This is a genomic window from Pseudomonas agronomica, from assembly GCF_025917275.1.
Classification (GTDB): domain Bacteria; phylum Pseudomonadota; class Gammaproteobacteria; order Pseudomonadales; family Pseudomonadaceae; genus Aquipseudomonas; species Aquipseudomonas agronomica.
In genome coordinates this window covers 1-10,090 of the sequence record NZ_JAOSHO010000158.1, presented here as the reverse complement: position 1 = coordinate 10,090, position 10,090 = coordinate 1, and the positions used below count along the sequence as shown (strand labels likewise).

At 61.8% G+C, this 10,090-nt stretch carries 9 protein-coding genes; 4 read left to right on the top strand and 5 right to left on the bottom strand.

All coding sequences use genetic code 11. The features are described 5' to 3' along the window. The first annotated feature begins 392 nt into the window (after window positions 1-392). Window positions 393-1,754, top strand: a complete 1,362-nt coding sequence (locus OC610_RS13525; RefSeq protein ID WP_264428297.1) for a cache domain-containing protein — start codon at window positions 393-395, stop codon at window positions 1,752-1,754. Window positions 1,755-1,785: 31 nt separating this feature from the next. Next, window positions 1,786-2,418, top strand: coding sequence for a response regulator (locus OC610_RS13520; RefSeq protein ID WP_264428296.1), 633 nt, complete (start codon window positions 1,786-1,788; stop codon window positions 2,416-2,418). Window positions 2,419-2,563: 145 nt separating this feature from the next. On the opposite strand, the gene OC610_RS13515 is transcribed toward OC610_RS13520, so the two are convergent. Further along, the gene (locus OC610_RS13515) at window positions 2,564-3,430 is read right to left on the bottom strand and encodes an SDR family oxidoreductase (RefSeq protein ID WP_264428295.1); all 867 of its coding nucleotides are present in this window, start codon (window positions 3,428-3,430) and stop codon (window positions 2,564-2,566) included. A 57-nt stretch (window positions 3,431-3,487) separates the two neighbouring features. After that, on the bottom strand, window positions 3,488-4,717 hold the full coding sequence (locus OC610_RS13510; RefSeq protein ID WP_264428294.1) for an arabinose transporter: 1,230 nt from the start codon (window positions 4,715-4,717) through the stop codon (window positions 3,488-3,490). A gap of 143 nt (window positions 4,718-4,860) precedes the next feature. On the opposite strand from OC610_RS13510, the gene OC610_RS13505 reads away from it, so the two are divergent. Beyond that, a complete protein-coding gene (locus tag OC610_RS13505; RefSeq protein ID WP_264428292.1) occupies window positions 4,861-5,508 on the top strand; it encodes a TetR family transcriptional regulator in 648 nt (215 codons plus the stop codon). A 91-nt stretch (window positions 5,509-5,599) separates the two neighbouring features. Beyond that, the gene (locus OC610_RS13500) at window positions 5,600-6,391 is read left to right on the top strand and encodes a transporter substrate-binding domain-containing protein (RefSeq protein ID WP_264428291.1); all 792 of its coding nucleotides are present in this window, start codon (window positions 5,600-5,602) and stop codon (window positions 6,389-6,391) included. Between the two features lie 147 nt (window positions 6,392-6,538). Here OC610_RS13500 and OC610_RS13495 read toward each other — a convergent pair whose 3' ends face one another. Genes OC610_RS13495 through OC610_RS13485 form a run of 3 tightly spaced genes read right to left on the bottom strand, consistent with a single transcriptional unit; the run spans window position 6,539 to window position 9,433 of the window. Beyond that, window positions 6,539-7,558 (bottom strand): TRAP transporter substrate-binding protein, encoded by a 1,020-nt coding sequence (locus OC610_RS13495; RefSeq protein WP_264428289.1) that lies wholly within the window; start codon window positions 7,556-7,558, stop codon window positions 6,539-6,541. Between the two features lie 52 nt (window positions 7,559-7,610). Further along, on the bottom strand, window positions 7,611-8,891 hold the full coding sequence (locus tag OC610_RS13490) for a TRAP transporter large permease subunit (protein ID WP_264428287.1): 1,281 nt from the start codon (window positions 8,889-8,891) through the stop codon (window positions 7,611-7,613). Beyond that, window positions 8,888-9,433, bottom strand: coding sequence for a TRAP transporter small permease (locus OC610_RS13485; RefSeq protein ID WP_264428285.1), 546 nt, complete (start codon window positions 9,431-9,433; stop codon window positions 8,888-8,890). Before OC610_RS13485 ends, OC610_RS13490 begins: the two co-directional genes overlap by 4 nt. Between the last annotated feature and the right edge of the window lie 657 nt (window positions 9,434-10,090).

Genomic DNA, 10,090 nt, shown 5'->3' with positions numbered 1-10,090 from the left:
TCAGCGCACAGGCTCCCAGAACAGCCACGGCAAACCAGGCGAGGTGTTTAACCAGACGGGTTGTCATTGCGTGTCTCCTGCCGATATCCAGTGGATTGCGGCGATTGTTTTTATAGTGTGCCCCGGCTATTCGGAGCCGGCCCAATATCCCTGCATGCCGTCAATAAATAAATCCGTAGTACTACGTAGATGCGCCCTTTCCCCCTGTGGGAGCGAGCTTGCTCGCGATAGCGGCGTTTCAGTCAATGAAGTGTTGGCTGAAGATCCGCCATCGCGAGCAAGCTCGCTCCCACAGTTTTGAGCCCCATATCCGGTAGGATTGTTGAGCGCACACAGGTTTGGCATATGATGCCCGCCATCCACCTCCCCGCCGAGTCCGGACAGGAGTACAGATGCTGCTCAAACACAAGATCGTCGCCCTCGGGATCCTGCCGCTGGTCCTGGCGATTGCTGTCATCGGCGCCTTGGTCATCTCGCTCAATCGCCAGTTGGGTGACCAGCAGGCGCAACTGATCGAAGACAGTATCCTGGCGAGCAAGCGCGCCGAGCTGAAGAACTACGTGGAAATGGCGCAAAGCCTGATCGCCCCGCTGTATGACGACGGCAAGGGCGACGCGCGGGCGCAGCAACAGGTATTGGAAGAGCTGCGCAAGCTCAGTTTCGGCATCAACGGTTATTTCTTCGTCTATGACCGCCAAGGCCGCAGCCTGATGCACGCCCGGCAGTCGGAACTGGTGGGGCAATACCTTTGGGACATGAAGGATCCCCACGGCCTGCCGGTCATCCAGGCACTGATCAAGAGCGCCGAATCCGGCGAAGGCTTCCAGCGTTATGCCTGGAACAAACCCTCCTCCGGCCAGGTGACCGACAAGCTCGCCTACGTCGTGATGCTGGATCGCTGGGGCTGGATGCTCGGCACCGGGATCTACCTGGAAGACGTCGAACGCGCCACCCAACAGGCCCGCGACGAAGTGGCCCACGGTATTCACACCACCATGCAAGCCATCGCGGCCATCGCCCTGGTGGCGGTGCTGCTGGTGTTCGCCGGCGGCATCACTCTCAACGTCAGCGAACATCGCCTGGCCGACAAGAAATTGCAGCGCCTGAACCAGCGCATCGTCAGCCTTCAAGAGGAAGAACGCTCACGGGTGTCTCGGGAGCTGCATGACGGCATCAGCCAATTGCTGGTGTCGATCAAGTTCCAGTTCGAACTCGCCAGCCATGTCATCGAGAACGGCCAGGAAAATGGCCTGGGCATCCTGAAGAACGCCACGGACCGACTGGGCGAAGCCATCGGCGAAATCCGTAGCATCTCCCATGACTTGCGCTCCTCGTTGCTCGACACCCTGGGCCTGCCCGCCGCCATCGGCCAGCTCGCGGCCGAATTCGAACAACGCAGTGGCCTCGAAGTGTCCTACCGAAGCAATGAATTCGATTGTCGCCTGGAAAACGGCGCACCGGTCTCGCTGTTCCGCATCGCCCAGGAGGCGCTGACCAACATAGAGCGGCATGCCGGGGCGAAACGTGTCGCCATCACCCTGTTCGGCTCCGGCCAGTCCTTGCGACTGACCGTGGTGGACGACGGGATGGGCTTCAACGTTCCCCAGGTCGAACGCGGCCATACCGGCATCGGCCTGCGTAATATCCGCGAACGGGTCGAGCATTTTGGCGGGCGGCTGGAGATGACATCGGTGCCGGGACGAAGCGAACTGGATATCCTGCTGCCCATGACCATGCCGGCCACGGAAAGCTGATGCGCGCCGACACCACCAAGAGCACCTGCCGATGAACCTGCCCCCCACCATACGCGTCGCGTTGGTCGATGATCACGCCCTGGTCCGCGATGGCATCCGCGCCCTGCTGTCCGTCATGCCTCGGCTGGACGTGGTCGGCGAGGCGGAGAACGGCGTGCAGGCGATTGAAATGGTCGGACGCTGCCAACCGGACTTGCTGCTGATGGACATCGGCCTCAAGGACATGAACGGCCTCGAACTGACGCGGCAGTTGGGCAAGCAATACCCTGGCTTGAAGATCCTGATCCTGAGCATGTATGACAATCACGAATACGTCAGCGAATCCGTACGCGCCGGTGCCAGCGGCTACGTCCTGAAGAATTCGCCGTCGAAGGAAATCATCGCCGCCATCGAGGCCATCATCCGCGGCGGCACTTTCTACAGCGCCGAGATTGCCCAGCGCCTGGCCACCGACCCGAGCACCGACAGCGAGCTGACGCCACGCGAGAGCCAGGTGCTGGCGAAGATGGTCCAGGGGCTCAACAACAAGGAAATGGCCCGCGAACTGGACATCAGCGTACGCACCGTCGAGACCCACCGCCTGAGCATCCGCCGCAAGCTCAACATCGACAAGCCCGCGGCCCTGGCGAAATACGCGATCGACCACGGGATCATCCCCCGCTAGGCCCTTGTGGCAAGGGAATTGTAGGAGCTGCCGAAGGCTCGGGCCGCGTTCGGACGATCTTTTGATCTTTTTGTCTTTCGCTTGAGATTCAAGCGCCTGAGGAAAGATCGCAGCCTCGTTGCACTCGTCAGCTCCTACACGGCGGTCATTCAGCGTAATAACCAGGGTGTTCAAGATCCGTCAACAGACCCGGGCCGCTCGGCATCCAATCCAACAAGCCACGGGTGTACTCGCTGGACACCGCCATGTTCGCGCTCGCCATGTGCGCGAACCAGCCGAAATGCTCGCGCTCGCGGGATTCGACTGGCACCCCCAGGCCACGTCCTATTGCCTGGGCAATGTCCTTGAACGGCACCGCTTCGTCGGCCACGGCGTGGTAGACCGACTGAGTGACGCCCTGCTCCAGCGCCAGTCGATAGACCCGTGCCGCATCCAGCCGATGCACGCCCGACCAGCAATGGCTGCCGTCGCCGGGGTAAGCCGATACGCCCTTCTCCCGGGCCAGGCGAATCAGGATCGGTACGAACCCATGGTCGCCGGCACCATGGACCGAGGGCGCCAGCCGGACTGTTGCCACCCGCACGCCGCGCTCGGCCAGGTCCCTCGCCGTGGCTTCCGACTTGCGGGGCGAGGCCGGGCTGACCACTTCCAGCTCACTGGCGCCCCGGGTCAATCCGAACAAGCCCGAGGTCACCAATAAAGGCCGCTCGGAGCCTCGCAACGCCCCGCCCAATGCCAGGATCGCGCGGCGGTCTTGCTCGGCATTTTCGGCAAATCGTGAAAAATCATGATTGAACGCGGTGTGAATCACCGCATCCGCCGCCGAGGCTGCGTTGCGCAGAACATCCAAGTCATCCAACGTTCCTCGAACCACCTTTGCGCCGGTGGCGGCCAGCGCGGCAGCCTTTTCCTGGCAACGAGCCAGGCCGCTGACCTGATGCCCGGCGCCGAGCAGATCCCGCACCACGGCCGATCCAACCCAGCCCGTGGCACCGGTAACGAATACGTGCATGAGCAATGCTCCTGTCTGAAAAAAGCGATCGAAAGTCTTCTATAACCTGAACAAGGCTCAGGATTTGTATTGAACTTGTATTCCGCGACTTCTGAGCAGCATCAACGCCACCCCGAACGACAAGGCGACGGCGACCGCACCGCCCAGGTAAACCGCCTCGATGCCCCAACCACTGGCCAGCACGCCGGCCAACGGGCTGGTGATGCCCAGGGAAATATCCAGGAACGCGACATAGGCGCCCATCGCCAGGGCGCGTGACTGCGGCGGAGCACGCCGCACCGCTTCGACGCCAAAACCGGGGAACGCCAGGGAATAACCGAAGCCGGTCAACGCCGCGCCGAAATAGGCAATGAACGCCGTATCGGCGCCCCAGATCAGCAACAGCCCCACGGCCTCGATCACCACGCAGACCAGCGCGACACGGGCGCCGCCGATCTTGTCCGGCAGGTGCCCGAACAACAGCCGCGCGCCGATGAAGGCCAGGCCGAACGCCGTGAACGCCAGCGACGCATTGCCCCAATCCCTCGCCGCGAACAACAGGGCAATGAACGCCGTGAGGACGCCAAAGCCGACGCTGCAAAACGCCAGGCCCATGCCGGGCACCCACACGGCACCGAGCATCGTGTAGAACGGTGTCCGCCGGGTCGCCGTCGGGGCAACGGCGCGGACACCGGCGACAACCGCCAACGCCAGCAGCGGGATGAACGCCGACGCCACGACGATGCCCATGAATCCCCAGCCCGAATTGAGCGCCACCCCAAGCGGAGCACCCAAGGCGAACGCGCCGTACATGGCAATGCCATTCCAGGCCATGACCTTGCCGGCGTGCTGCGGCCCTACCAGGCCGATGCCCCACCCCAACGCGCCAGTGACCACAAGGCTTTCGCCCACCGCCAGCAGCACGCGGCCCACCAACAACAGCCAGACCGACAAGACCGGCGTGGCCACGGCCCCCAGGGACACCAGGTACACCAGCGCGGAAACCGCCGCCGTCACCAGCCCGGCCATGACCGCGCGCTTGCCGCCGCGCATGTCGGCAAAATTGCCGGCCCAAGCCCGTGACAACAGCGCCGCGGCAAACTGTGCGCCGACCACCAGGCCAATCACCAACGTGCCCATCCCCAGCGTGTCATGCAGGTGAAGCGGCAAGACCGGCAACTGCAGGCCGATGGTGAGAAAACCGATGAACACGGTCAACGTGAGCGGCAACAGCCTGAGCACCGGATTGGCCTCGACGGTTGCCTGAGGCGCCGCAGCGGCGCCGTGATGAAGATTCTCTTGAGTCATAAACCTTACCTGCGCAAAGGAACGCGATGGGACGTTGAACGCTGCTCGTGCAGCCGACTAGAATGCGATCAATTAGTCGCATTCAAGATACGAATAATCCGTCGCATTTCCTATTCGCATTCCTTTTTCCGGTGATTGCCTTCATGTCCGAACGCCCAAGCCCGCAGATTTCCTCGCGCAAACAGCCGAAACAGGCCCGCTCCACCGAGCTCGTGGCGGCGGTCCTGGAGGCGGCTGTTCAGGTTTTGGCGACGCACGGCGCCCCGCGTTTCACCGTGGCTCGTGTTGCCGAGCGTGCGGGCGTGAGCGTCGGGTCGGTCTATCAGTACTTTCCGAACAAGGCCGCGATCCTGTTCCGGCTGCAAAGTGATGAATGGCGGCAGACCAGCGATATGTTGCGAGACATCCTGGAAGATCCTGCCATGCCGCCCCTCGCCCGGTTACGAACCCTGGTGCAGGCGTTCATCCAGTCCGAGTGCGACGAAGCCCAGATCCGCGTCGCACTCAACGACGCCGCGCCGCTTTATCGGGATGCGCCTGAGCACCAGGCGGCGCGCAGTTCGGTGCAGGCATCGGTGGACGCGTTCATGCAGCAGGTGCTGCCGGATGCCAGCGTGCAGACGCGCGTCTTGGCCGGTGAGCTGATCATCGCGACCCTCAGTTCCGTGGGTAAGCGGTTCTCGGCAACGCCCCGCACCCGACAAGAAGTCCAGGCGTATGCCGATGCCATGGCCGATATGTTCTGTGCCTACCTGGAAAACCTGCGGGCGCTCGATACCCCCTCAGGCTGATCATTCGCCTCGGCGTTCCGGTGACAGCCCGCCGGCAGTTTTACTACACTCCGTCGTCTTGTCCCCTTCCCTTGCGAGACGTCCCATCCTCATGAAAACCATAACAAGCACGATGACGTTCTGTGGCCTGCTGGCGCTCTGCGGCAGTGCATTGGCCGAGCCTGCCCCGTCACATCTGGATCGAATCCTTGAGCAGGGTGAATTGCGGGTGTGCACGACGGGCGACTACAAGCCCTACACCTACAAGGCCAAATCGGGGGAATACGAAGGCATCGACATCGACATGGCCCGCTCACTCGCCGCCAGCCTGGGCGTCAAGGTGCAGTGGGTCCAGACCACCTGGAAAACGTTGATGCCAGACATGCTGGCCGGCAAATGCGACGTCGGCATGGGCGGGATTTCGGTCACCCTGGAACGCCAGAAGAAGGCCTATTTCAGCAACACCCTGGACGTCGACGGCAAGATCCCGCTGGTGCGTTGCGAAGACCAGTCGCGCTACCAGACCATCGAGCAGCTGAACCAGCCTTCGGTACGCCTCGTCGAGCCGGCCGGCGGCACCAACGAAGCCTTTGTGCGGGCGTTCCTGCCCAAGGGCCAGTTGGCCTTCCATGACAACGTGACGATCTTCCAGGAGCTGCTGGACAAACGCGCCGACGTGATGATCACCGATGCCTCGGAAGCGCTCTACCAGCAGAAACTCAAGCCCGGCCTGTGCGCCGTCAACCCGACGCACTACCTGCAATATGGCGAGAAAGCCTACCTGCTGCCCCGTGACGACAACACCTGGAAGATGTACGTCGACCAGTGGCTGCACCTGAGCAAGGCCAATGGCAGCTACCAGAAGGTAATCGGGCAGTGGCTGGCGGTGCCGGCTGCCCAGTAACCGTTTGCTGAAACACCAAAAACCCTGTGGGAGCGAGCTCGCTCGCGATGGCGGTATATCAGTCAAAACTGATGTGACTGACCTGACGCTATCGCGAGCAAGCTCGCTCCCACAGGATTGGGTCTGTTCAGGGATGACCCATTCGTCTCACTGCCCCGCCCGTACCTTGGCGATTTCGTCATACATCATCTTCACCAGGTCGCCATCCAGCGATTTGGCGAACTTGTCGATCACCGGCTGCACGCGCTCGCGGAAACGGTCTTTCTCGGCCGGGGTGATTTCGTTGACGGTCATTGTACCGGCCAAGGTGGCCTTGGCCTTGTCCATGCTCGCTGCGGTGACTTCACGCTGATAGGTCTGCGCTTCGGCTGCGGCGGCGCGAATCATCGCCTTTTCGTCGTCGTTGAGGCGGTTCCAGGTCTTCTGGCTGATGATCAACGACTGCGGGTTGAAGATGTGGCCGGTGACGGAAAGATACTTCTGCACCTCGTAGAACTTGTTGCCTTCAATCACTGTAAAAGGGTTTTCCTGGCCGTCGATGGTGTGCTGCTCAAGGCCGGTGTAGACCTCGGGAAACGCCATCGGCACCGGGTTCGCGCCCAGGGCAGTGAACGTCTCCAGGTAGATCGGCGACTGGATCACACGCAGCTTCAAGCCCTGCAGGTCTTCGAGCTTGGTCACCGGGTGCTTGCTGTTGGTCAGGTTGCGAAACCCCAGGTCCCAGTAACCCAACCCTACCAGCCCCTTGCTGTCCAGTTGCGCAGCCAGTTTCTGCCCGACCGGCCCATCGATGACCGCATGGGCTTCCTCGACGTTGTTGAACAGGAACGGGAAATCGAGCATGGCGTAATCCGGTGCCTGGGCGGCCAGGATGCCGGAGTTGAGCACGGTGATGTCCAAGGTTCCCCCCTGCAATGCCGACACCGTTTGCACGTCGCCGCCGAGGGTTCCGCCGGGGAACAGGCGGACCTTGATCTTGCCGCCGCTCTTTTCGCCGAGCAGGTCGGCGAATTTCTGCGCGCCCTGGCCCTGGGGGTGTTCCTTGACGTTCTGGAAGGCGAATCGCAAGGTCCGCTCACGGATCTCGTCCGCGTGGCTGGCTACACCGCTCAACAGCAAGCCCGTCGCACAGGCCCCGGCCAGCAAGGTTTTCATCAGTTTTCCCATGTCACTCTCCGATCATTATTGTTTTTAAAGGTCGAGCCAGCGAGCACCGGTGTCATCCGGTGAAGAATTTCAACGGTCCCATGACCAGTTGCGGAAACAGGACCAGCAGGAGCAGCACCACGAACTGCGCAAACATGAACGGCCAGACCCCGCGGACGATTTCTTCGAAGTCCAGCTTCGCCACGCTGCAGACCACGTTCAGCACGGTGCCCACGGGTGGCGTGATCAAGCCAATCGCGGTGTTGATCAGGAACAGCACGCCGAAGTACACCGGGTCGATGCCCGCCTGGATCACCGCGGGCATCAATACCGGCGTCAGGATGAGGATGGTCGGGGTCATGTCCATTACTGTCCCGACCAGGATGATCAGCGCCATCATCACCAGCAGCAGGAGCGTCTGGTTGTCCATGAACGGCGCGAGCAGTTCCGCCAGTTGGCCCGGCAGGTCGGCGATGGTGACCAGCCACGACGAAACCATGGCCGCGGCAACCAACAGCATCACCACCGAGGTTGTCTTGGCTGAAGACAGGATCACTTCGTACAGCTGGCTGACCTTCATTTCCCGGTAGATCACCAGCGACACGAACAGCGAATAGACCGCCGCGACCACGGCGGCCTCCGTGGGGGTGAAGATGCCGAACTTGAGGCCCAGGATGATGATCAGCGGCAAACCCATCGCCCAACTGCCGTCGAGCAGCGTACGCAGCACTTCGGCACGGGAACGCTTGGGTGGCGTCTCGACGTTTTCACGGCGGGAGATGAACCACCAGGCGGCGGCAAGCCCGACACCGAGCATCAACCCAGGCACGATACCGGCGAGGAACAGCTTGGAAATCGACACGCCGGAAGCCACGCCGAACACGATGAAGCCGATGCTGGGCGGAATCACGGGCGCAATGGTGCTGCCGGCGGCGATCAACCCGGCCGAGCGCCCGCGGTTGTGTCCGGCCAGGACCATCATCGGCACCAGCAACGCCGCCAGCGCCGCCGCATCGGCCACCGCCGAACCGGACAGCGAGGCCAGCAGGCAGGAGGCGATGATCGCGACGTAACCCAGCCCGCCACGCTTGTGTCCCACCAGCGCCATGGCAATGTTGACGATGCGTTTGGACAGCCCACCGACATTCATGACTTCGCCAGCCAGCATGAAGAACGGCACCGCCATCAGGGGAAAGCTGTCGGCGCCGTTGAGCAGGTTCTGCGCGATGATCTGGGCGTCGAACAGGTCCAGGTAAAACATCAACGCGACGCTGACCACCAGCAAGGCAAAGGCAATCGGGATGCCCAGCGCCATGCTGCCCAGCAGCGACCCGAGGAAAATAGCCAGTGTCATGGGCGGGTACTCTTGAGGGTGGCAGGGTTCAGGCCGGCGGCTTCGCTTTCCTCGACCGATACCGGATCTTCATCCCGCAGTTTGCCGAACAACGCCAAGTACAATTCGTACACCAGGATGGCCGTCGCGCTGCCCCCGAACACCAGCCCGGCGGCGTAGAACAACGCCATCGAAAGACCGGAAGCCGGCGCGACCACGTTGAGGTTGATGACCGCCTGCTGCCAACTGCCGATGACGATCAACCCGCAGATGTAGAGCATCAGCAGATGCCCGATGACCAGGCAGACTCGCTTGCCTGCCGGCGGCAAACGCTTGACCAGGCTGTTCATGCCCAGGTGCGCGCGGTCCTTGAGCGCCACCAGGGCACCGAGAAAAATCATCCAGACGAAGAACCAGCGCGACAGCTCCTCCGACACGCTGATGCCGGAGTTGAAGGCATAGCGCAACACGACGTTGCCAAACACCAGCACGATCATCGCGACCATGCACAGCACGATCAGCAACTTGAGCAACTTGAAATACAAATCGACGACTTTTGTCATCTTGAACACCTCACAGGTTGATCCAACACCGGCCTGCAGCCGGCGCGACAGGGAGAACGCTATCGGATCGACGCTGGGATAGCCCGGGGGGCTGCGGAACGGGAGGTATGCGAGGAGGGTAAGTTCGGTTGACGGGCACGCATGAGGGGATCCTCTGTTTTTATTATGGCCTCGCCCGGGCATGGCAAGGCTGAGTGACCGCTAAAATGTACTACCCAGTTAATCCGGTCAATAACCTTGCGCGACCGGATGACCGATCCAGGCGGAACTAGCGTGCGATTATCGGCCATCGCTACAGGGAGCCCTGCAGCCTCCCGGTCGGCCGGGAAATTTTTCAAGGCGTTTTGTATCGCTCTGTATAGAAGCAGCCGATTGATACGAATTCGCTGATTTCACGTCTTGCAGGCACACATCCTCGATACACCTGCGCGTTTAACTGCACACACCGGACAGCAGCACCTGCGCTGCCACGGTCCACTCAATCAAGCGCAAGGAGAACCACCATGATCAATTTCCCGAAACTCTCGTCCCTGGCTATCGCCCTGACCTTGGTCGGCGGCGCCGCCCTGTCGAACATCGCCACGGCCGAAAGCGCACCGTCGTCTTACGAACAGGCTGCACATCAACTGGCTGAAGGCGGCTCTGATCGATTGATCG